This window comes from Oribacterium sinus, from assembly GCF_014202695.1.
GTDB classification, from domain to species: Bacteria; Bacillota; Clostridia; order Lachnospirales; family Lachnospiraceae; genus Oribacterium; species Oribacterium sinus.
In genome coordinates, this window is sequence record NZ_JACHHH010000009.1 from 60910 (window position 1) to 83025 (window position 22116).

19 protein-coding genes are annotated in these 22116 nt (G+C 40.4%); 14 read left to right on the plus strand and 5 right to left on the minus strand.

Features of this window, described 5'->3' with window-relative positions:
* Positions 1-101 precede the first annotated feature (101 nt).
* Genes HNQ46_RS08865 through HNQ46_RS08875 form a run of 3 tightly spaced genes read left to right on the plus strand, consistent with a single transcriptional unit; the run spans position 102 to position 4160 of the window.
* Positions 102-2261 carry a hypothetical protein gene (locus HNQ46_RS08865; RefSeq protein WP_183684375.1) on the plus strand — a complete coding sequence of 720 codons (2160 nt, stop codon included), beginning with the start codon at positions 102-104 and terminating at the stop codon, positions 2259-2261.
* 30 nt (positions 2262-2291) lie between these two features.
* Positions 2292-3347 (plus strand): YARHG domain-containing protein, encoded by a 1056-nt coding sequence (locus HNQ46_RS08870; protein ID WP_183684376.1) that lies wholly within the window; start codon positions 2292-2294, stop codon positions 3345-3347.
* A gap of 21 nt (positions 3348-3368) precedes the next feature.
* Positions 3369-4160 (plus strand): hypothetical protein, encoded by a 792-nt coding sequence (locus HNQ46_RS08875; protein WP_183684377.1) that lies wholly within the window; start codon positions 3369-3371, stop codon positions 4158-4160.
* A gap of 124 nt (positions 4161-4284) precedes the next feature.
* Here HNQ46_RS08875 and HNQ46_RS08880 read toward each other — a convergent pair whose 3' ends face one another.
* The 3 genes from HNQ46_RS08880 to HNQ46_RS08890 form a co-directional block, all read right to left on the minus strand.
* Positions 4285-5124, minus strand: a complete 840-nt coding sequence (locus HNQ46_RS08880) for a PD-(D/E)XK nuclease family transposase (protein ID WP_183684378.1) — start codon at positions 5122-5124, stop codon at positions 4285-4287.
* 414 nt (positions 5125-5538) lie between these two features.
* Complete coding sequence (locus tag HNQ46_RS08885; protein WP_183684379.1) at positions 5539-7140, minus strand: xylulokinase; 1602 nt, start codon at positions 7138-7140, stop codon at positions 5539-5541.
* A gap of 21 nt (positions 7141-7161) precedes the next feature.
* Entirely contained in the window at positions 7162-7644 is a 483-nt protein-coding gene (locus tag HNQ46_RS08890; protein ID WP_314327732.1) for an RpiB/LacA/LacB family sugar-phosphate isomerase, read from the minus strand.
* A gap of 301 nt (positions 7645-7945) precedes the next feature.
* On the opposite strand from HNQ46_RS08890, the gene HNQ46_RS08895 reads away from it, so the two are divergent.
* From HNQ46_RS08895 to hxlB, 7 genes are all read left to right on the plus strand, one after another.
* Positions 7946-8959 carry a LacI family DNA-binding transcriptional regulator gene (locus HNQ46_RS08895; protein WP_183684380.1) on the plus strand — a complete coding sequence of 338 codons (1014 nt, stop codon included), beginning with the start codon at positions 7946-7948 and terminating at the stop codon, positions 8957-8959.
* A 66-nt stretch (positions 8960-9025) separates the two neighbouring features.
* Positions 9026-10159, plus strand: a complete 1134-nt coding sequence (locus HNQ46_RS08900) for an autoinducer 2 ABC transporter substrate-binding protein (RefSeq protein ID WP_183684381.1) — start codon at positions 9026-9028, stop codon at positions 10157-10159.
* 94 nt (positions 10160-10253) lie between these two features.
* The gene (locus tag HNQ46_RS08905; protein WP_330604573.1) at positions 10254-11732 is read left to right on the plus strand and encodes a sugar ABC transporter ATP-binding protein; all 1479 of its coding nucleotides are present in this window, start codon (positions 10254-10256) and stop codon (positions 11730-11732) included.
* A gap of 17 nt (positions 11733-11749) precedes the next feature.
* On the plus strand, positions 11750-12769 hold the full coding sequence (locus HNQ46_RS08910) for an ABC transporter permease (RefSeq protein ID WP_183684383.1): 1020 nt from the start codon (positions 11750-11752) through the stop codon (positions 12767-12769).
* A complete protein-coding gene (locus HNQ46_RS08915) occupies positions 12769-13728 on the plus strand; it encodes an ABC transporter permease (RefSeq protein ID WP_183684384.1) in 960 nt (319 codons plus the stop codon). The genes HNQ46_RS08910 and HNQ46_RS08915 overlap by 1 nt, the downstream gene beginning before the upstream one ends.
* 146 nt (positions 13729-13874) lie before the next feature.
* Positions 13875-14750 carry a D-psicose 3-epimerase gene (locus tag HNQ46_RS08920; RefSeq protein ID WP_183684385.1) on the plus strand — a complete coding sequence of 292 codons (876 nt, stop codon included), beginning with the start codon at positions 13875-13877 and terminating at the stop codon, positions 14748-14750.
* A 61-nt stretch (positions 14751-14811) separates the two neighbouring features.
* Positions 14812-15372 carry a 6-phospho-3-hexuloisomerase gene (hxlB, locus tag HNQ46_RS08925; RefSeq protein ID WP_183684386.1) on the plus strand — a complete coding sequence of 187 codons (561 nt, stop codon included), beginning with the start codon at positions 14812-14814 and terminating at the stop codon, positions 15370-15372.
* Positions 15373-15638: 266 nt separating this feature from the next.
* On the opposite strand, the gene hydA is transcribed toward hxlB, so the two are convergent.
* A complete protein-coding gene (gene hydA / locus HNQ46_RS08930; protein ID WP_183684387.1) occupies positions 15639-17054 on the minus strand; it encodes a dihydropyrimidinase in 1416 nt (471 codons plus the stop codon).
* A gap of 292 nt (positions 17055-17346) precedes the next feature.
* On the opposite strand from hydA, the gene HNQ46_RS08935 reads away from it, so the two are divergent.
* From HNQ46_RS08935 to HNQ46_RS08950, 4 genes are all read left to right on the plus strand, one after another.
* On the plus strand, positions 17347-17961 hold the full coding sequence (locus tag HNQ46_RS08935) for a DUF3793 family protein (protein ID WP_007158066.1): 615 nt from the start codon (positions 17347-17349) through the stop codon (positions 17959-17961).
* Between the two features lie 259 nt (positions 17962-18220).
* Complete coding sequence (locus HNQ46_RS08940; protein WP_007158065.1) at positions 18221-18643, plus strand: flavodoxin; 423 nt, start codon at positions 18221-18223, stop codon at positions 18641-18643.
* A gap of 455 nt (positions 18644-19098) precedes the next feature.
* Positions 19099-20205, plus strand: a complete 1107-nt coding sequence (locus HNQ46_RS08945) for an NAD(P)H-dependent flavin oxidoreductase (protein WP_183684388.1) — start codon at positions 19099-19101, stop codon at positions 20203-20205.
* Positions 20206-20324: 119 nt separating this feature from the next.
* A complete protein-coding gene (locus HNQ46_RS08950) occupies positions 20325-20999 on the plus strand; it encodes a hypothetical protein (RefSeq protein ID WP_183684389.1) in 675 nt (224 codons plus the stop codon).
* Positions 21000-21674: 675 nt separating this feature from the next.
* On the opposite strand, the gene HNQ46_RS08955 is transcribed toward HNQ46_RS08950, so the two are convergent.
* Positions 21675-22064 carry a DUF488 domain-containing protein gene (locus HNQ46_RS08955; protein ID WP_183684390.1) on the minus strand — a complete coding sequence of 130 codons (390 nt, stop codon included), beginning with the start codon at positions 22062-22064 and terminating at the stop codon, positions 21675-21677.
* Between the last annotated feature and the right edge of the window lie 52 nt (positions 22065-22116).

Consider the following 22116-nt stretch of genomic DNA (forward strand, 5'->3'; position numbering starts at 1 on the left):
GGCGGTGGCTTTTTTGCTACCGCTGGTATTGTGGTAAAAAGATAGGGTAAAACTTAAAGCTTCAAAGAAGTCGATTTACTCGGAATTAGAGGGGGAAAATGATGAACTCTTCCAATTTTTCACAGGAGCAACAGGAAAACGGCGGGGCTTCCGGAAGTGCAGGTCAAGCTGAAAACACCGGAAAAGCAGGAAACACCGGTAATACCGAAAATACCGGAAACGGCCGTTACAAACTCATGCAATACTTGCCATTTCTTGTGTTACTCGTGGCAATATTGCTTCTCTTCCTGCTGTTTTTACACAGGAAGTCCGGGGAGATAGGAGAAGAAGAGGCATTTTCTTCGGATTATAGTAGAGCCTATGGGTCCTATCTTGCCCACTTGGAAGAAAAGGGAGAGGCCATTTCTTCGTATGTTTGGCAATATGGCGGGCAGGATGTGGAGGATGCAGGGGAAGACGCAGAGCAGAAAGAGGGAAAAACGGTCCTGCTTTGGGATATTTTCGGTGACGATACCCCGGAGCTACTTTACATAGAGGGAAACAGCGGTAAGGAAGACGGCAGGGTAAGTCAGGCAGATTTACAGGTGTACAGCTTTACAGGGGGAAGGCTTGAGCCCCTTTGCACCATGGACAGTCTGGATGTCTTCGCCGGTGGCGGTGTGAATTATACCCTATTCCAAATTCAAGGAGAAAAGACCCTCTATCTCTATCGGGAAGAGTATGACGGGCAAATGTTGGAGCGCCTTTATCGTTTGAATAACGGCAGCCTTCCTCTAAGCTTTGAAGAAATCGCCAGCCACTCCTATGAACCCTTTGGCGGAGAAGATGCAGGAGAAGAAGCCGGGGAAAATGTTGAAGATTCAGCCGGAGAAACGGCTGGAGAAGGTAGTTCCGGACAATATATGCTACACGGAAAAGAAGTCAAGGAACAGGATTATTTGACCCTTTGGGAAGGATTGAAGAAGAAACAATCCCGTATACTACTTAGCAACGGAAAAAACAGCAAGTTTAAGGATTCTCAGGACACTGTAGATGTAATGCAAAAAACTGAAGATAAAGCTTCGAATACTTTGGATGAGTCTCAGAAGCCTGAAAATCAGCCTGAGAAATCTACTGATACCTCAGAAAATAATGAAAAAGAACAGAAGAACAGCATAAATCAAGCTGTGACCGCTTCTGTAAAAAATATAGCCTTATCCTATAATGAGGCCCTGTTCTTCCTGCAAGGACAGATTTTAAAGGAAGGGGATGATTCCGATATTCTCCTGGAAAGTCTTCCGGATTCTCTATTGCTTAGCATTTTAGAAAATCTGGAGCAGGGAAGTCCCTCCACCGGAGAAGTAAAAAATATGGAAATCCTTTCCGTGAAAAAGGAGGCAATGGCTTATCGCATTCTACTCAACTTTATCAGCGAAAGCTTTCCGGAAGAGCAATATCGCTACTGCCTTGTAGCGGAAGATGCAGGAGAGCAGGGATTGACTTTCGCTGTCCAAAATATGGCGGAAGCAAGTGCGGAAGAAAAGAGCAAGATAGAAAGTCTGGCCCAGGCACTGCAAGAGGAAACAGCCGGACAGGCGGGGGAAGGAACTGAAGCAAATGGAGGTGGACAGGCCATAGAGAGCGCTCCACAGACAGAAGCTGTACCCGCAGAAACGGAAGCCCCGGCAACACAGGCAGCAACAGAAGCAGTGAATAACGCAAGTGCCAATAAAGGGACATGGAAAGAGAAGTTCTATGAGTTTGTAAAGAACGAACGTTACCGTAATGATGTGGATATATTTGATTGGGCTAGTGCGATTATTGCTTTATATGACATTACCAATGACGGAGTTCCGGAATTACTGGTTGGTAACCAAAATGGATCCAGCTATAGCTATACTTGCTTCTACAGAGCGACGGAAAATGGTGTACGAAAAATAGAAGGGAATATGAGTGTTTATTCCGGTACAGCTTATGCCGGATATAGTAAGAATAGAAACTATCCCGGTTTATTTGGAGGATTGTGGTTCCGTGGAAATGCTGACGATTATGAAACAGGACTGAATCGTATGTATTATTACTACTATGATGGCTCAAAAATTGATTCAACAGAAATAGCTACTTATACGTATACTGACGATGATGTAAGGCATGATGAACCGGTTACCACGGATGCCGCTTTGTATGCGGCTTATTTGGATAAAGGATATATTGATTATATTCCTGCCCCGGATGCGTTAAAGATGGGCTGGGATAATTTCGTGAAAAAATATCCCTATTAAAGTGCTTTTCATGGAAAGAAGGAGTGTCCTATGACGGAACAATTCAATGAAAATAAAAATATGGAAAACGCTTCTCCTGAAGAAGAGCAGATTTTCCCCGGAGCTTCATCTCCAAAAGTTGAACCGAGTAATACCGAAACTAAACCGGGACAGTATATACCAGGGCTGGTAATTTTTGCTTTAGCAGTGATAGCAGGAGGTGGATTTCTACTGCTTCGTCCGAAAAATAATGGGATAGATTTAAACGCTTACCTAAAAATTCAATCCGTAGGAGCTGATGGGCAGGGAGCTTTAGAGGCTGAAATTGATTGGGATGCTCTCTTGGAAAAAGAGAAGGAGAAAATTCATTATTCTAAAGAAGCGGAGGAAGGCTTTCTTCCCCTTCTTTATCCGGATGCCGTTGACTATGCCAAGAATATTATTATGCTACCGGACTTTAGCAAAACTACGGATTTGAAAAATGGAGATACGGTCCAATATCATTGGGATTTTTCTGAAGAAAGTGTAAAGAATTTAGCTATTCCCCTTTCTCTTAAAGGCGGAAGCTATAAAGTATCCGGTTTAACAAAAGAGGATGAAAAGAAAGATTCTGATGCTACAGATCCAAATAAAGAAAAAGGTTCAGAGCAAGCTTCTTTGGCAGAAAATGAGAAGGAAAGCGCTATGGAGCAGTCAACTGTTTCTATGGAAATGCAGGCTGATGCAAACACTCAGGCCGATGCCAATGCTCAGCCCGGTGCCAACGTACAGTCCGGTGCAGAGGGAGGCAATGCAGCTGTGCAAAATCCTGCTACAGGAGAATACCTTTATGCAGAAAGTGCAAGTCGTTTGCTAAGTACTGCGGATGTCTCGAACTTCCAGGCGCAGTATCCAAACAGTATATTTCCCGGAGAGAGAAGTATTACCCAAATGATTATCAATGAAATGTATGCCCGCCACGGCTACATTTTCAAAGATCAGGCTCTAACGGATTATTTTGCGCAGAAGAGCTGGTACACCCCAAGAACTGCCGATATGGAAGAAATCTATCCGGTAATGAATGCTGTGGAACAGGCAAATGTTACGCTTCTTAGAACATACTCTTAAATAGAGAAAATGGAGGGGAATGTGAAAAAAAGATTTTTAAGTATAGTGTGGCTCAGTATTTTATTAGCCACTTTATTTTCCGGAATCAGCTTTGCCGGCACTTGGGTGAAAACCGGAAGCATATGGCGCTATCGGGTGGGAAAGCATTTTTATAGAAACCAATGGGCAGAAATTGACGGAGAATGGTACTACTTTAAACCCACCGGCTCCATGGCAAAACAGGAGTGGGTGGAGCAACAGGGAAGCTGGTACTATCTTTTGCCTAATGGTACCATGGCAAAAAATCAATGGATTGAGGACTACTATCTCTTGGGAGATGGATCCATGGCGAAAAATCAAGAGATTGATGGAAAGTATCTTGGAGAAGATGGAAAGAGAGACCAGGCTCAAGAGCAAGCCATGGCAGAGGCGGCAAGGCAGGCCAAGATTCAGGAGGCGAAGAATAAGGGGTATGTGCCTATTCAAGGAAAGATTGGTATTTGGACATATTATGACTGGAGAAAAGCTGGTCATGATGTTAATTTGCTTGCTAATTATTCCATGGATTCACTAAGACATTATTTTGGAATAATTGATTTTACGAAACCGGAAAGGCTATGGATGAATCGAGCAGATGGTGATCCAAGTGAATATGTTTATCTGAAAGGTCTTGATTTTTATCCGGATTCTTCTATGCGATCTTATCTAATGCCATATAATGGCAAGACAGTGTATTTAGTATTTGAAAATAACTTTTGGAGACAATCTGATGCATCTGCTCCGGCAGAAGAAAATTATCTTGTTACAGGAGAGCCTTTATATGTCATTGAGTAAACTCTAATATGTAGCTTTTTGACAGAAATAGTAGATTAATTTTATATATAAAAATGACCCCGAATGAACAGAATCATTTTCTAAACATTCGGGGGGCTTACTTATATACAGTATATGAATTGTTTTATAAATCAAATTCCAAAAGCAAGTTCTGCAAATATTCCTGGTCCACAGAAGCTTTTTTGATATCTTCAATTCTACCTTCTTCCGCCAGCAATCCCATTAGCTTCATCGCTTTTTTATTAGCTAAACTTCCTTTTTCCATTCCTTTTTCCATTCCTTCTCTAAGGGCTTTTTGCCGGTATTGCTCTAAAAGAACATTCATTTCTTGATCTCCTTTCTGATTAGCGTTGAAGCTTTTTAATACTTCTACTCTTTTGGATAAAATCGGGGAGTGCATCTTGCTTGTTTCTAAAGCATGAAAGTCTTCAGCCAATTTCCCTAAAGGGCTATTATCTATGTAAGAAGTATTGAAATAGATAATGTGAGATTCATCTGAAAATGGCTTTCCGGATTCTCTTATTATTCTTTCTACATGATAAATCTGCTGTTGACCGTGAAGTACATCTTTTGCTGTAATAAATATAACATAAGACTGAGGTAATTGTGTAAAATCATTTCCTCTTTTTAGAGAGTGCGTGTCTAATAAAGCGGCATGATAGCGGGCTCTTTTGGGTTGGGCTCCGGAGGTATTATTTTGAATTTCGATATTATAAATATTATTTGTCTCATCTTCGCATAGACAATCTAAAATTAGGGAATGTCCATGGAGATTAGGAAGATTTTTTTGAAGAATCTGTTTTTTGAGCTTTAATTTTGCATTATCCAGGATTGTTTGAAGGATATATTCCGTACATTTGCTATCCTGCAAAACGACCTTCATAAACAGATCATCCATTAATGTGAGAGAGGAAATGATTTTTTGCTTTTCGGTAGAGTCATAATTGACTTTAAATGTGGACATAAGAATCTCCTTGTAAGAATGAGAATTTTCAGAATGAAGAAATTAGATTTTCTAATAGTATAATTCGAATATTCCAAATCTCCTATACTCCACATTCGGATAATATCCGTAAACGGAGTAGAATTTTCTATTTGTAAGAGCTCGCATGCATTTGCAAGAAAGAGGCTCATAAGACATAATCAGGAGCATAAAAAAGAAAGACCGATAATCCGGCGAACACCGGTTTATCGGTCTCTAAATACATCTTGGAAGTCCTTTTCCAATTACGTTTACTGGACTCTTTTTTAACTTGAAATTCCATAGTTTTATTGATGCTTCTCATAATTTATATTTAAGAAGTGTTTTTATCGATGGAATTAAGTCTTTCCATATCAAAGCGGATAAATAAATATAAACGTATATTCTTAGCTTTACTTAACTCATATATTTTGCTAGAGCATCCTCAATAGGTAAGCCACGAATATATCTTTGATAAAATGTGTTAAAACCCGCTACCATTTCAGGATCTGGATCTACTGTAACAATGTCTTGTTGTTTAAATACATCTTGATCAACCCAGTTATCTAAAGATTTGTTTGTATTATGTTCTTTTATGGCATATGTATATGCAGCAAGAACCGCTATACCCCAGGCACCTCCAAATGATGCTGTTGGTGTTACAGAAATAGGGGTATTCATAGCTGCAGCTAGAATATCTTGTGCTACATGGGGGGTTTTAAAAATTCCACCGTGAGCCATAATGCGGTTAAAAGTTAGTTTTTCATTTATTTGTAGTATTTCCATTCCAAATTTCAAACCGGCAAATGCTGTAAATAAATGTGAACGCATAAGGTTCCCTAGAGTGAAATTACTATTAAAAGAACGTGTTAGCAATGGCCTTCCATCATCAACTCCAATAATTGGTTCGCCTGAATAGAAGTTATATGCTAATAGGCCGCCACAATCTGCGTCTCCTTTTATAGCTTTATGAAACAGTAAAGAATAGAGTTCTGTAGATGAAATTGTGTGGCCTATTGCTTCAGCAAATTCTTCAAAAATATGAACCCATGCATTGAGGTCGGCAGTACAGTGATTACAATGTATGTTGGCGGCAAGATGACCTGCTGGCGTTGCATTTATATCGATTTGAGGATATACCGCTGAAAGTGACTTTTCTAAAATTAACATTGCAAAGTCAGAGGTTCCAGCCGAAATGTTTCCGGTTTTAGGGCTTAGTGAATTCGTAGCAACCATCCCAGTCGATGTATCGCCTTCCGGAGGGCAGAATAGAATATTAGACTTGAGATCTCCCGTAGGGTCTAATATTAGAGCACCATTTGCGGTGAGCTTCCCTGCTTCTGAGCCGGCAAGAAGAACTTTGGGTAAAATATCTTGGAGGCGCCAAGTTACAGAATGTTCACTAATAAGCGTATTAAATGCTTGAATCATGTCGGCATCATAAGTCTTATGAGAAAAATTAATTGGAAACATTCCTGAGGCATCACCAATTCCCAAAACTTTTTCTCCGGTCAAAATCCAGTGGATATATCCGGACAATGTTGTCATGAAAGTAATATCTGGAATATGATTTTCTTTTCGCAGAATTGACTGATAAAGATGCGCAATGCTCCAACGCTGAGGAATATTGTAATGAAACAATCCTGTTAAAAATACGGAGGCTTCCTTGGTCATGGTATTCCGCCATGTTCTATACGGTGTAAGAAGATTTCCGTCTTTCCCAAAAATGAGATAGCCATGCATCATGCCACTTATTCCAATTGCTTTGAATCCGCGAATAATAACACCATACTTATTTTTAACTTTTTCTTTTAAGTTGGCATATGCTTTTTGAAGTCCAAAAACAGATTCCTCTAATTTATATGTCCAAATATCATTTTCATAATTACTTGCCCATGAAAAAGTGCCCTCCTCAATGGGGTGGTTGTTAAGATCATTAAGAACAGCCTTTATTGTTGTTGATCCTAATTCAATACCAAGAAATATATCCTCATTCTCTATTTGTCTCTTAATATCCATTTGCTAAGCGACCTCACTTATCTATTCAAAAACCGTTTTCTCGAATTCGACCAGTTGATCAAATTCATGCTCTACAATTTTTGCAACATTGGGGGATAAACCAGACATATGTTCTTGTTCTAGCCAAGCATCAGCCATGATTCGGCCCATTTCCTCCCCGACGATAAATCCACCTAGACAGAGTACGTTTGTATTGTTTACTTGGCGAGCTCGTCTAGCTTGGTAAACGCTCTCGCAAAGTGCTGCATAGATTCCTTTATGCTTGTTGCAAATAATACTAACCCCCATTCCGGTTCCACAGATTGCAATTCCTCTATCGAATTTTTGTGATTGTACTCCTTGGGCAACTTTTTTTGCTACATCTTGAAAAAAAATAGGAGCATCATAATCAACATCTGTTATGTCATATCCCTCTTCAATTAGGTGATCTCGAATTGCATTTTTTAATGAAAAGCCACCAGGATCTCCTCCTATAATTATGTGTTTTACGTTAGGATTTTTCACATTCAACCTCCTTAGATATAATAAATTATTTCAAGCGTTCAGAAGCAATAGACTAAAAAATATGAAACCAGTTACATATATATTATTTAATTCATATCAAGATTTTAGTCAATAAAAAGTTACACACTATGCTTATAAAATAAAAAATATACATTATATGAAGGACATTATGAACAATACATGCCAAAGAATATAGGCAAATAGTACAAAATAATCAATGACAAAAGGTTTTTGTTGACAAAAAAGTAAAAAAGCAATAATCTCTAGTTGATGTAACCGATTTCATAAAAAAGGAAATGAGATGGCAATTAAAAAATTTACGATTAATGATATAGCACAGGAGGCAAAGGTTTCGAAAACAACGGTTTCTCGTGTAATGAATTGCCCTGAGAAGGTAAATGATATTACTAGAAAAAAAATTGAAAAAATAATGAAAAAACGGAAGTATGTACCATCTCAGAACGCTAGAAATCTATCCATGCAATTAAGTACCACTATCGGAGTTATAATTCCTGAAATTGATAATCCATTCTGGGGGGCTGTATTGCGTTGTATTGCGAAGAAACTGGATGAACGAAAGATGACATTTATCTGTTTTAGCGCATATGATGATGCAAAAAAAGATACGCTAGCTTTGGAAAGATTTAAAGAAATTGGAGTTGCTGGTTTGCTATACACGCCTGCGATAGACTATTCTTCTCAAAGCGAGATTATATCTCTTTTGCAACAGCTTGATGTACCTATAGTTGTAATGGATCGAGATGTAGAAGCACTTAAGATGTTTGACGGAGTTTTCTTTCGAGATCGTGAGGCGATATTCCAAGCCGCAGAAATCTTGATGGAGGCCGGGTGCAAAACCATTGGGATGATGAATGCCGATGTTTGTACTACATTGGGGCGTACAAGAAGACAGGGGTATGTCGATGCTTTAGATAAGCATAACATCAAATGTATTGATCAATATTATTATAATACAGTGGATTATTTTACAGAAAGTGCATATCGAGTGGCAATGGAGATGCTGGATTCAGGTGAGATGCCAGATGGAATGATAACTGGCAATAATAGTATTAGTCTTGGATTATTGAAGGCATTGAAAAAACATGGAATGCACTGGAATAGGGAAATTCGGTGTATCAGTCTTGATAAGATTGAACCCATGGATATTATTTTGGATAATTTTGATTATATTGATAGACCACCGGAAGAAATAGGTAATTCAGCCATTAATCTTCTTATTGAAAAGATTGCATTTCCGAAATCCGAAACTCGGCATGTTTATCTTACGCCCAAGATATGTATTCAAAATCTATGATTGTTCTTGTTAACTAGTTTTTGCTAAGAATAGCAAAAATTCATTTATAACTTTAAGGAGGAAACTATGAAAAGAATGAGGTTGATGGCTATGGTTATAGCTGGAGCAACTATCATCAGTGCACTGGTGGGATGTGGAAGCAGTTCATCAAATACGACTACTTCTACTACGGCCAAGACGGAGGCATCTGCCGAGGAAAAAACGAGTGGGAAAACGGAAGTAGCTTCAGGGGATCTCTTTGACGTGGCTAAGTATAAGTCCAACAAGGATAAGTCAGAGTGGACTATTGCTGTTGTTACTAAGGACAATACTTCAGCGTGGTTTAAACGCATGGAAGTTGGTGTTAATCGATTTGGCAAGGATACCTCTATTAATGTGATTCAAAAAGGACCTGCAACAGCAGATGCTGCCTCTCAGGTTGAGGTTGTGGATCAGATGATTGATCAAGGTGTAGATGCAATCTGCGTTGTGCCCATTGATCCAGGGGCACTTGAGGCATCACTACAAAGAGCAATGGAAGCAGGAATTGTGGTTGTTTCTCATGAAGCATCTAATCTTGAAAATACCTTATTTGATATAGAAGCGTTCACTGCAAAGGACTTTGGCGCTGCAATTATGGATGAGCTAGCCAAGGCAATGGATAAAGAAGGAAAATATGCCGAGATGGTTGCATATACAACTTCTACTACACATATGGAATATGCTAATGCTCAATATGAACGTCAAAAGGAAGCATATCCAGATATGGAACTCATAGACGGAAAAGTTCCAACTTGTGAGTCAGAGGAGTCTATGGATACTTCTTATCAGCGTGCAAAAGAAGTTCTTAAGGCTAATCCGGATCTTAAAGGATTCACTGGTGTTGCATCAACAGACTGCCCGGGAATTGCTAAAGCTGTTGAGGAACTTGGTTTGGACGTTCATGTAGTCGGCGTTGGTACACCGAAAGAATTTGCACCATATATGAAGTCGGGCACTATTGACACTTTACTTTTATGGGATCCTGATCTTTCAGGCTATGTTATGTGTAAGCTGGCAGCAGATATTCTTGCAGGTGAAAACATTGGTGATGGAGAAGGCTATAATGCTGGTGTTGATGGATATAAATCAATGACTCTAAATAAGGATACTAACCGTACATTGATTGGGCAGGCGGAACTGGTTGTTACTCCTGATACAGTAGATAATTACGAGTTCTAAGGAATGTATTTAGTGTTGCATATCCCATCCTAATGACAGTTATGTGGTGGGATATGCATTTTTTAAATAATATATTCCTGCTGAAGGAGGTATGATGGAAAACATATTATCCGTTAAGGGAATCAAAAAATCATTTGGTGGTGTTCATGCGTTAAAAGGCGTGGATTTGACGATTAAAAAGGGCGAAACTCATTGTCTTGCCGGAGAAAATGGGTGTGGGAAGTCTACGATTATTAAAGTGATTTCCGGTTTCTATAAGCCTGATGCGGGTACAATTGAGGTGAATGGCATTGTACACCCACATATGACACCGTCTGATGCTATTAAAGCCGGTATACAGGTTATTTACCAGGATTTTTCCCTATTCCCGAATTTGTCAGTTATGGAGAATCTGGCATTTAACCAGGTTCTTGCAAATAATGAAAAATTTGTAAATAAAAAAAAATTTAGAACTATCGCAGAAGAAGCAATTCAAAAGATTAACTTCGATGTAGACTTAGATGCTAGAGTAGAACAACTGCCTGTAGCAGACAAACAGCTGATAGCAATATCAAGAGCTTTGGTTCATGATGCAAAATTTATTATTATGGACGAACCGACTACTGCGTTAACAAGTAAGGAGGTCAATCGTCTTTTTGATATTATTGCGGAACTTAAAAGCAAAGGAATTACCATCCTTTTTGTATCACACAAGTTGGACGAGGTGTTTGAGATATCCGATAGCATTACAGTTCTTAGAAGTGGTGAGAATGTGATTAGCTGTCCGGCCAGTGAGATGACAGAAGATAAATTCACTTATTATATGACCGGCCGGCATTTTGAGAATGAATCGTCTACTTTGCCTAAAGAGATAAGTAAAGAGGTTATTCTTGAAGCACAGAATCTTTCTGCAAAGGGATTTGAAGACGTCAGCTTTCAACTTCACAAGGGGGAAATTCTCGGTGTTACGGGGCAGTTGGGCTCCGGACGTACAGAGCTTTCATTATCCTTGTTTGGGTTAAATCGCCCTGTTTCAGGAAAAATCATTATGGAGGGACAAGAGGTTAACCTCAATAGTGTACAGGAAGCTCAAAAACTGAAAATTGCATTGGTTCCCGAGGATAGGTTAACAGAAGGACTTTTTATCCCTCAATCTATTACAGATAACATCACAGTAACTCGTTTGAATTCTTTGTCTAACATGGGAGTTTTAAATAAGGGAAGATTAATGAATGAGGCTAGCACTTGGGTGGAAAAGTTGGAAATTGCAACACAAAATCCGACAAATGCTGCCGGAACACTTTCAGGTGGAAACCAGCAGAAAGTAGTGTTGGCAAAATGGCTTTCTGATAATCCTAAAATTTTAATTTTAAATGGACCTACAGTTGGAGTAGATATTGGTGCAAAATACGATATTCACAAGCTATTGAAGCAATTAGCAATGCAAGGGATGTCTATTATTGTTGTTTCTGATGACACTGCTGAAGTGGTGTCGCTTTGTGACAGAGCAATTGTGATGCAAGGGGGAAAGATGACAGGTGCACTGGAGAAAGAAGACCTGAATACAGTTAATTTGAATAAGGCTACAGTGTAATAGAGGAGGTTGCAACAATGAAGAAGTTCAAAAAAATCACTCAAGACACTGAATTTTGGGTGTTTATAATCATCGTTATACTCTCGCTTATTATACAGGTGCGCTCAGGTCAATTCTTTACCAATAATAATATAGTGGATATTATACGATCAATGATTTATCCGGCATTGGGTGCTATTTGTGCGCTGCTTGCCTTTGTTAGTACAGGACCTGATGTTTCATTTCCGATGATTGGCGCTTGTAGTAGTTTCTTGGCAATTGCCATTACAAAGAGCACCGGATTTAACGGACCTTGGATTTTTGTATATTTAATTGCCATCATTTTTGGCGCTATCATGGGTGCTGTTAATGGATTCATTATAGTTAAATATAAGTTTCCTTCATTAATTGTGACTCTTGGTACATCTTCAATTATTAGCGGTCTATTATTTGGAGCATTTGAAGCGGAACGTACGGAATTACCGGCTAACCTACAAGCGTTTGGAAGTGCAGCACTCTTCAGTGTCAAGAATGTAAAAACGGGACTTGGATCTTCCATGCCATATACATTTATAATTTTAATTGTAGTGTATTTAGTGGCATATATAGTTCTAAATTATACTATGATAGGAAGAGGAGTCTATGCAATCGGCGGAGATGAGATTTCTGCAGATAGAGCCGGCTTTAATGTAAATGCAATTCGTTTTGGCGTTTTTGTAATTAATGGATGTGTAGCGGCAATTGCGGGATTAAGCTATGCCACAATGACATTACATTATCTTCCTGCGGAATATTCAGGCGGTGAAATGGTGGTGATTGCAGCCATCGTGCTTGGTGGTGCTAAATTGACTGGCGGTGTTGGAACATTACGTGGATGCCTTTTGGGAACTTTGCTTTTATCTATGGTTACAAATAGTTTAATTCTTGTTGGAATTAGTATAAATTGGCAGAAAGTATTTATCGGTGGAATTATTATTGTTGGAACAGTGATACCGATGGTACAGAAGCATTTCGCATCTAAAAATTCCGGAATTCATCAGAACGGAGGAAATGCATAATGACCAAAGTAAGAAAGCTTCACATTGATGATAAAGTGGAAAAATTGATTTTCATTTTTGTTGTTCTATTTGCTGTCATGGCGTTAACAAAGGGAAACCAAATTCTTAAGCCAACAGTATTTCAAACAATTGCGCGCCAGGTATCAGAAATTGGGCTCATGGCCCTAGGATGTAGTATTTGTATGATTTCCGGTGGTATTGATCTTTCCGGCGCATATATAGCAAACTTGGCAGGAATCTCAGCGGCATTGGTTATGCAAAAAACAAGTGGAAATATATTTGCAGGAATGCTTTGCGGTATTCTTATCGGAGCTATTTGTGGTGCATTTAATGGGGTTTTAGTTGCCCATCTTCGGATTCCTGCAATGCTTGCGACTCTTGGGTCTTATCAAATATTTCAAGGGATTGCCATTGTGATTTCAGACGGGAAAACGGTACAGGGTAATAAGATATTAGCAAAGTTTGCAATGGGAAAGGTATTGGGAATCCCTATACCATTTATCATATTTGCAGTAGTAGCTTTAGGCGCTATTTTCCTGATGGGAAAAACTTCTTTTGGGCGGCGAGTGTATTTTGTAGGTACCAATGAAAAGTGTTCCATTTTCTCGGGAATTCGTACAAAACAAGTTCTATTATTTACATACACAATTTCGGGCGTACTTTGTGGAATTGCCGGGAATCTGTCGCTGGCGAGAATTAATTCTGCAAAAGCTGATTTTGGGTCCAGTTATATAATGCAATGCATTTTGATATCGGTACTGGGAGGTATTAATCCGAATGGTGGATTTGGTGCTGTGCCGGGAGTTATAATTGCAGCATTTATTTTACAGATGTTATCTTCTTATCTTAATACCTTCCCGGATATAAGTAACTATTACCGTGACCTGATTTGGGGGCTTGCATTAATTCTTGTATTGATTGCAAATTATTATTCTGATAAGCGAAAGATGAGAAAATAAGAAAGAATAATTTTTTGATAAATAGTATGAGAAAGCTTTTGCATAAATAAAGATTATTTTGTATATACGGAACTTATTGATTATTCAACAAATTTATACGTTTAAGACCGTTTGTTGAATCATAAAAAAGAATAGAGAGAAACAAGATGAAATATGGTATTTACTATGCATATTGGGAAAAAGAATGGACTGGTGATTACTTTAAATATATTGACAAGGTCAAGGAACTGGGATTTGATATTCTTGAAATTTCCTGTGGTGCATTTAAAAAAGATTACACAACAGATGAGCAATTACTTAGAATAGGGGAATATGCTAAGGAAAAAGGGATTATTTTAACAGCTGGATATGGTCCTCAGAAAGATGAAAATCTAGCCTCGCCAGATGAAGCTGTACAAAAAAATGCAATTGAATTTTTTAAAGAAACTCTTCGGAAACTCCATTTGATGAATATCCATATTTTAGGTGGAGGGTTGTATTCTTATTGGCCGGTTGATTTTAATAGCGATATTAATAAAGAGCGTGATTTTGAAACTTCTGTAAAAAATATGAGACTTATTGCAAAATATGCAGAGGAGTATGACATTACGCTTGGAATGGAAGTGCTTAATCGGTTTGAAGGCTATCTTATCAATACTTGTGATGAGTGTTTAAGATATATTGACGCTGTCGGAAATAATCGAGTAGGTGTGATGTTAGATACATTTCATATGAATATTGAGGAAGATAACATTGGAGATGCCATCAGAAAAGCCGGAGATAAGTTGGTGCACTTTCATATGGGAGAACGAAATCGTAAGGTTCCCGGTAAAGGCACTATGCCATGGGCAGAAATCGGCCAGGCACTTCGGGATATTCATTATCAACATGCTGCAGTTATGGAACCATTTGTCTTACAGGGGGGGAAGGTTGGACAAGATATAAAAATTTGGCGCAATCTTTTACCAGATACCTCAGAAGCAAAATTGGATGCAGATGCTAAACATTCATGTGAATTTGTGCGTCATGTTTTTGAATTATAATAAAAATAGCCTACTGTGGAATGCTACTACAGTAGGTTTTTTAAAATGAAAGAGGTACACTATGACGAAGTCTATAGAATTACTGAAAATCATAAAGGAACTGCAAGAAAATGCAGATATAGTAAATGGGCAAGAAATAGAAATGGCAGCAAATCTTATTGCTAAATCGACAATGATTTTTGTTGCAGGTTGTGGACGAACAGGATTTGTAATGCGTGCTTTTGCCAATCGTTTGATGCATCTAGGAAAACAAGTGCATTTTGTTGGAGATGCGACCACACCGGCTATTCGATCCGGAAATTTATTGATTGTTGGAAGTGGGTCAGGAGAAACAGGAAGTCTAGTAAATATAACAGAGAAAGCGAAGAAGATTGGGGCAGAGGTTTTACTTATTACTATACATGTAGATTCATCGATAGGAAAGATTGCGGATTATAGAATTATATTGCCGGGTTCTACACCTAAAAGCCAATTAAAGAATACGAATAAAAGCATGCAAGTAATGGGGAGTTCGTTTGAACAAATGGCTTGGCTGGTTTGTGATACGTTGGTTATGAATTTAATGCATTTACTGCAAATGAATGAGGAAAAAATGTTTTTAAATCATGCTAATCTTGAATGATAACTGCGTTTTAATTGTTGGCTGAAAGATATATAAAAAGAGCTGTAAAAAATCAAAATAAAAAGTAATTTTCGGCAATATAGGTCTGAATTCGGGGCAGTCTGAGCCCGTCGGTACTTGCGAAAAACAAGAGAAACGTAGTTTTTCGCTTAGTATCCGCTACGTGGCGAGGCTAGCGAGAGCGTGCCCCGTTTCAGACCTATATTGCTTAGAAAATTTTTTTGATTTTTCACAACCCCTTATTTTAGAGTCTAGCGGGAACAAGTTTATACCACCGGCTGGAACTTCTTTCTCTTTAGGTATTTACCCTGATTCTCCAAAAGCACCTTACCGCCCTTAGCCACCAGTTTTCCTCTCAGGAAGACTTCTTCGATGCAGCCTTGAATCTCCAGTCCTTCCAATGGGGCATAGTCGGAGCGGGAAACCTGATCCTCTTTGCGAATGGTTTTCTTCTTGTTGGGATCCAGTAAAACGATGTCCGCGTCAGACCCTTCCTGCAAGATTCCCTTCTCCGGATACATGCCGTAGAGCTTTGCGGGATTCTCGGAAAGAAGAGCAGCCATACGCTCCTTGGAAATTCGTCCCTTTACCACGCCTTCGGAGAAAATGACTTCCCCTCTGGTTTCCACACCGGGCATTCCGCCGGGGATTTTCCGGAAATCCTCTTTGCCCAGATTCTTCTGCTCTAAGGTGAAGGAGCAGTGGTCGGTACAAATGGTCTGAATTTCTCCATCTGCTAAAGCTTTCCATAGTGCTTCTTGATCGGATTTTTTCCGAAGAGGGGGAGCGATTACATAGCGGGCAGAGGTCTCAAAATCTGACTTATACAGGTCCTCAGTCATGGTAAGGTACTGGGGGCAGGTTTCTGCAAATACCACTTGGCCCCGTTTTCTGGCCTCTCGAATCTCATTTAATCCTTTTTCACAGGTCAAATGCACGTCAATAATGGGTGTGTCTACCACATCGGCAATATAGAGCATACGGTTAATAGCTTCAGCTTCCGCATCATCCGGACGGGAAAGGTAATGGGAAGACACAGATTTTTTTGTACTTTCTTCAGCAATATACTTCTTCTGTAAAGCGGCAATCATACCGGTATTTTCGCAGTGTACACCGGTGATGCCTCCAACTTCCTTCAATCTCTTTAAAATAAAGAACATTTCCTCGTCATCTACCTGAATATCATAGGTCATGTAAACTTTGAAGGTGCTAAGTCCCTCATCCATCATATCCTGACATTGCTTGCTGGCCTCTTCATTCCAGTCACTGATGGACATGTGGAAGCCGTAGTCGCAGGAAGCGCCTAAATCAGCCTTTTTCTGCCAATTTTTAAAGCCCTCCATCAGGGTTTCTCCCTTGTACTGGGTGCCGAAGTCCACAATACTGGTGGTTCCGCCGGAGATGGCGGCCTTGGTACCTGAGGGGAAATCATCGCAGGTTACGGTGCCTGCAACATGCAGTTCAAAGTGGGTATGGCAGTCGATAAAGCCCGGGAAAATGAGTTTTCCGCCGGCATCAATCCGTTCTACAGTATTTTCGGAAGCCAAAGCGGCATCCTTCTCGGCCTGGAAATTAGGACTGTCCTTTCGGAAAATTTTTTTGATTTTTTCCCCTTCCACAAGAATGTCTCCAAGGAAACTTTCTCTGGGGCTTACGAGGGTTCCGTTTTCAATCAGGATCATAGTTCCTCCTTATATAAAAGAACGCAAGTCAACGACTCTATAACGACTCAAAGAATCGAATGGTTTAATAAATTCCTCAAAAAATTATAGCACAATGCAGAAAAATGCATAGGGGCATTGCAAAAAGATAGAAACATAATTCTATAAAATATATTGAAGTATTATGTCCAAGCGAAACTATGAAAATCCTACTTACCTTGAAAAATTTTATTTCCTACTGGACAAAGTTAGCATTAACTAATATAATCCACTTTATAGTTAGTTTATATTAACTAACCGAAGGGGAGAGAGAATGGAGAAGGATAATTTTTTTTGCAAAAGAAAAGAGGGGATAGAGGATTATATTGCAGAGCATATCTGCCTGAATGCCCCGGTGATTACAGGACTAAAGCCTTCTGCCATTATCACGGTAACAAAGGCGGAGAAACAGATTTTGGAAGAACTGTTTTCAGGAACCGAGATTTGTGTGATTAGTCTTCATAGCGGGAAAAAGGAAAGCATTCTCCTATACCAAAGGGAAAAGCTGGAGGAGCTTCTGAGCAGAAAGACTGTACAGAGCTTTTTACAGAGCTTGGCTGTGGGCTATGAGAGTTTCTCTTTAGAGGAGGTTTTTCGACATTTCACAGTGCGTTTCGCCCAATACAAGGAGAAACAGGCGGATTTTCCACATGAGGTAGGTGTTTTTCTCGGTTATCCTCTTCGGGATGTGAAGATTTATATGAAGAATCCTTTAGCGAAGGCGAAGCTCACCGGCTATTGGAAGGTCTTTACCGAGGTGGAGAGTGCACTAGCTTGCTTTCAGGCTTACGACATGTGCATTCAAAGCTTTACCCTGATGCTGAAATCCGGCTTAAGCTGTAGAGATTTGGTGATGGCTTATCACATTAAGAAGCGCCAGGTGGCTTAAGAGAGAAAAAGCTACTGCATAAGAGCAGAAATCCATTAGAGGATGAACCTATAAGCAAAGAAATCTAAAAGGTAAAGAAGGGTAAAAGTTATAGTGTTGCGTTTGCAACAAATATATCCTAGTTAAGTGCTAGGATATAGACAAGAGGAAAAAGATATTTCCTCTAAAAGAAAAAAAGACTTTCTTAATCAATTCACTTTACAAACCAAAATATTGAATAATTCAATATTTTAGGCATAAAATCAAGGAGGACAAAAAGATGATTCATGTAGTATTTTTCAGCCAGACAGGAAACACAGAGGAGATGGCAAAGGCAGTTACTGAGGGAATCCAGGCAGCAGGCGGAGAGGCTAAGATGGTTAGCGTATCCGATATTTCCGCAGCAGACTTGGCAGGAGATGCGGTTTACGCATTAGGATGCCCTGCTATGGGAGATGAAGTACTGGATGAAGGCGAGATGGAGCCCTTCGTAGAGGATTTACTCGGTTCCGTTTCCGGCAAGAAGATCGGACTTTTCGGATCCTATGACTGGGGCGATGGACAGTGGATGCGTGATTGGGAAGCAAGAATGACCGGTGCAGGTGCCGTAATGGTAGCGCCTCCCGTTATCTGCAACAACACTCCCGATGAGGAAGGACTGGCAAACTGCAAGGCTCTTGGAGAAGCTTTGGCAAAGGCTTAATAGCGATTTAAACCCCTGAAGAAAAGCAAGAGGGTGTAAAAAATCAAAAAAGAAATTTTCTAATCAATATAGGTCTGCAACGGGGCACGCTCTCGATAGCTTCGCCACGTAGCGGATACTAAGCGATAAACAACGTTTCTTTTGTTTTTCGCAAGTACCGACGGGCTCAGACTACCCCGAATTCAGACCTATATTGCCGAAAATATATTTCTTTATATTGATTTTTTACCCCCTCTTTTTTGCTGTCTATTTTAATCGATAATGGAGGAAAACCCGAGAAATCCGCGTCTAAACAGCTGTATCTTAAGAAAAATACAAGAAAGAACTTCGAATGTAGTTTCGTAAACTACTTGACGGGGTTTGTCAGATGATTTAAGCTATTAAAGAAATATAATTAAAAATATTGATACATGAAGAAGAGTATTCCTTCTCCATCAGCAGAAAGGACGCGGAAAATGGATCAGTTAAAAAATAGAGGTTTAGAAATTCCTTTGATTCAGGGGGGAATGGGGGTAGGAGTTTCCCTTTCCGGCTTAGCGGGGGCAGTGGCAAAAACAGGAGCTATGGGCTGCATCAGTACAGCAGACTGCGGCTATCGAGAAGAGGACTTTCGCCGTTTTCCTGAGGAAGCCAATCTTCGCGCTTTGCGAAAGGAAATCCAAAGAGCGAAGCTGCTTAGCGAAGGAAAAGGAATGATCGCCATCAACGCTATGGTTGCTACAAGACAATGGGAGGATGCCATAAAAGTCGCTGTGGAAAAGGGAATTGATGCAGTGATTTCCGGGGCTGGACTGCCCTTAAGTCTACCGGAGATTGTACCGGAAGGAACGGCTTTGATTGCACCTATTGTTTCCAGCGGAAGAGCTGCCAAGGTTTTGCTTAAGACCTGGAGTCAAAAATACCAAAGAACTGCAGATTTTGTGGTGCTGGAAGGACCTTTGGCGGGGGGGCATTTGGGCTTTAAGGCGGCAGAGGTGGAAGAGGCTACAGCTAAGCCCTTGGAGGAATTGATTCCGGAGGTGCTTTCTGTATTGCAGGTTTTCGAAGAAGAGTACGGACGGAAAATTCCTCTCTTTGCGGCAGGAGGCATTTGGAGTAGAGAAGACATTGTGCGGATGCAGGAGGCGGGAGCTTACGGTGTACAGATGGCCACCCGCTTTATCGGTACCAAGGAATGTGATGCCAGCACTGCCTATAAAGAGTACCTCATTTCCAAGAAGGAAAATGACCTGGAAATCATCCATAGTCCGGTGGGCATGCCGGGAAGGGCGGTGAAGAGCCCCATGCTGGAGAAGCTCGGTCTTAGCGGACGGATTGCCCCCAAGCATTGCTCCCGTTGCATACACGGTTGTGACCCGGGAACGGTGAAGTATTGTATTACCCATGCCCTCATTTCCGCAGTGGAGGGAAATGTGGAGGAAGGTCTCTTTTTCTCCGGGGCAAATGTGGAAAAGCTTCGGGAAATTGTTTCTGTGAAGGAAGTCGTTGACGAGCTGTTCCCTCGAGAGGATGACGACCGGCTTCTTCATTTGTTCCAAAGGGAGGAAGTATACAGCTTTTAAACTCTTTCATTTAATTAAAAGGAAAAAACGAGCTTTTAGCGGAAAAGGATAGAAAAGGATAATTTTTCTGCCGGCCTTTGTCGAATAGAATACTAAGAAATCTATGCAAAGGAGGCAAAATGGAGATTAAAGCATTCCCCGGAGGAAGAGGAATTTCAAAGCTACATACCGGGAACAAGTCAGTTTCGAAGAACGAAAAAACCGAAGTCAAAGCCAAGGAAGGCTCTTCGGTACGGAAAGACAGTATTCAGCTCAGTGCGGAGTATGAAGCATTTTCTCAAAAAGCAAAGGGGCAGGAAGAAGACAACGACCTTGCTGACGTCCTTTCCGATCTTTTGAAGGATATGGAAAAGGATGTAAAGGATATCAATAAGCAGAAGGACTTTCAGCAGGAATGGGCATCCCGGCTGGAAGAGCTTGAGAATGCGAAAAAATCCGGAGAGGAGGCATCCAAGGCCTTTAAGGATGAGACTGATGCGTTCCGCATTGCTCTATTGTACGGCTCCGGAAAGGCCGTAAGTCCGAAAGATCTGGAATTTTTAAAGGAAAAAAATCCTAAAGCCTATGTCATGGCCATAGCCATGAGAAGCCTGCAAAAAACCGTTGAAGAGGACAAAAAGAAGAAATCCATTCGAGGAGAAGAAAAGGAAGAGCAGGGAGACAATGGTATGGATGCCATGAAAGATGCTATCCAAGAGTCCTTCGAGAAAAAGAAAGGCCTCGAAGCAGAAGGAATGGATATGGCAAAGATGAATATGGAAGAAATGAATACGGGAGAGATGGAAACAGAATAAAAAGCAGAAATTACTGAGCCTCGGCGAAGCAAAGGACTATGGAAATTGTAAAGTAGAAGCGAATTGCAATATAGGTCTGTAAGAGGGGCAATCTGAGCCCGCCGGTACTTGCAAAGCTACGAAGCGAAGGATTGTAGAAAACGAAAAGCACAAGCGAATGATGCAGTGTAGTCTATAAGAGGGCAATCTGAGCCCACCGAAACTTGCTAAAAGCCGGCGAAGTGAATGACTGTAAAAATCAATAATTGAAGCGAAAGATGCAGTATAGACATGAAAGAGGGCAATCTGAGCCCGTCGGTACTTACTGAAAGCCGGCGAAGTGAATGACTGTTAAAACCAATAATTGAAGCGACAGATGCAGTATAGGCATGAAAGAGGGCAATCTGAGCCCGTCAGTACTTACTGAAAGCAAGCTAAAGCGAAGCTTGAAGTTAGTACTGCTACGAAGGCGAAGTTAGCGAGAGCGTGCCCGATTTCATGCCTATACTGCATTGGAGCTTATTCTTAAATAGTTACAGTCCTTCGCTACGTGGCGAGGTTAGCGGGAGCGTGCCCGATTTCATGTCTATACTGCATCTGAGCGTATACCTTTAATTTTTCCAGTTCCTTCCCTCCGCAGAGGCGAGCTTAGCGAGAGCGTGCCCCGATTACAGACTCATCCTGCATCAGAGCGCATTAAGCGGAATGCTCCTTTGCTTCTTCCGAAAGCTTCTCCTTCAGCCAGCCCTCCATAACGACAGCCTGGTTAAAACGCTCTTCTTTAGTAGCATAGAGAAGGGTAACATTTTCATGAGCAAGATGCTCTCTAACCAAAGCAATAAATTGCTCCTTCTCAGGATTCTTCTCCAGCTCTTCCCAATACTTTTTCTCAAATAAGGGGAAATTCTCCTCTTTATGATTGAAAGTTTTGCGAAGAAAAGTAGAAGGGCTCATCTCCTTCGCCCAGTTATCCAAAGCGGCACGTTCCTTTGTGATGCCTCGTGGCCAAAGTCTATCCGTCAGGATACGAAATCCATCCTTATCTGTTTTTTCTTCATAAATTCGTTTACATTGAATAGAATACATTGTATAGCTCTCTTTCTACTGCGTGTTGAAGATTTTCTCTTTTGCAAGAGAT

What these genes read in the sequence shown, in the direction of transcription:
- HNQ46_RS08880 (WP_183684378.1), bottom strand. Translation starts at nt 5,124, where the DNA reads ATGTCCACATTTAAAGTCAATTATGACTCTACCGAAAAGCAAAAAATC.
- HNQ46_RS08905 (WP_330604573.1), top strand. Translation starts at nt 10,254, where the DNA reads ATGGAAAACATATTATCCGTTAAGGGAATCAAAAAATCATTTGGTGGT.
- HNQ46_RS08895 (WP_183684380.1), top strand. Translation starts at nt 7,946, where the DNA reads ATGGCAATTAAAAAATTTACGATTAATGATATAGCACAGGAGGCAAAG.
- HNQ46_RS08915 (WP_183684384.1), top strand. Translation starts at nt 12,769, where the DNA reads ATGACCAAAGTAAGAAAGCTTCACATTGATGATAAAGTGGAAAAATTG.
- hydA (WP_183684387.1), bottom strand. Translation starts at nt 17,054, where the DNA reads ATGATCCTGATTGAAAACGGAACCCTCGTAAGCCCCAGAGAAAGTTTC.
- HNQ46_RS08910 (WP_183684383.1), top strand. Translation starts at nt 11,750, where the DNA reads ATGAAGAAGTTCAAAAAAATCACTCAAGACACTGAATTTTGGGTGTTT.
- HNQ46_RS08935 (WP_007158066.1), top strand. Translation starts at nt 17,347, where the DNA reads ATGGAGAAGGATAATTTTTTTTGCAAAAGAAAAGAGGGGATAGAGGAT.
- HNQ46_RS08885 (WP_183684379.1), bottom strand. Translation starts at nt 7,140, where the DNA reads ATGGATATTAAGAGACAAATAGAGAATGAGGATATATTTCTTGGTATT.
- hxlB (WP_183684386.1), top strand. Translation starts at nt 14,812, where the DNA reads ATGACGAAGTCTATAGAATTACTGAAAATCATAAAGGAACTGCAAGAA.
- HNQ46_RS08945 (WP_183684388.1), top strand. Translation starts at nt 19,099, where the DNA reads ATGGATCAGTTAAAAAATAGAGGTTTAGAAATTCCTTTGATTCAGGGG.
- HNQ46_RS08940 (WP_007158065.1), top strand. Translation starts at nt 18,221, where the DNA reads ATGATTCATGTAGTATTTTTCAGCCAGACAGGAAACACAGAGGAGATG.
- HNQ46_RS08950 (WP_183684389.1), top strand. Translation starts at nt 20,325, where the DNA reads ATGGAGATTAAAGCATTCCCCGGAGGAAGAGGAATTTCAAAGCTACAT.
- HNQ46_RS08900 (WP_183684381.1), top strand. Translation starts at nt 9,026, where the DNA reads ATGAAAAGAATGAGGTTGATGGCTATGGTTATAGCTGGAGCAACTATC.
- HNQ46_RS08955 (WP_183684390.1), bottom strand. Translation starts at nt 22,064, where the DNA reads ATGTATTCTATTCAATGTAAACGAATTTATGAAGAAAAAACAGATAAG.
- HNQ46_RS08870 (WP_183684376.1), top strand. Translation starts at nt 2,292, where the DNA reads ATGACGGAACAATTCAATGAAAATAAAAATATGGAAAACGCTTCTCCT.
- HNQ46_RS08865 (WP_183684375.1), top strand. Translation starts at nt 102, where the DNA reads ATGAACTCTTCCAATTTTTCACAGGAGCAACAGGAAAACGGCGGGGCT.
- HNQ46_RS08920 (WP_183684385.1), top strand. Translation starts at nt 13,875, where the DNA reads ATGAAATATGGTATTTACTATGCATATTGGGAAAAAGAATGGACTGGT.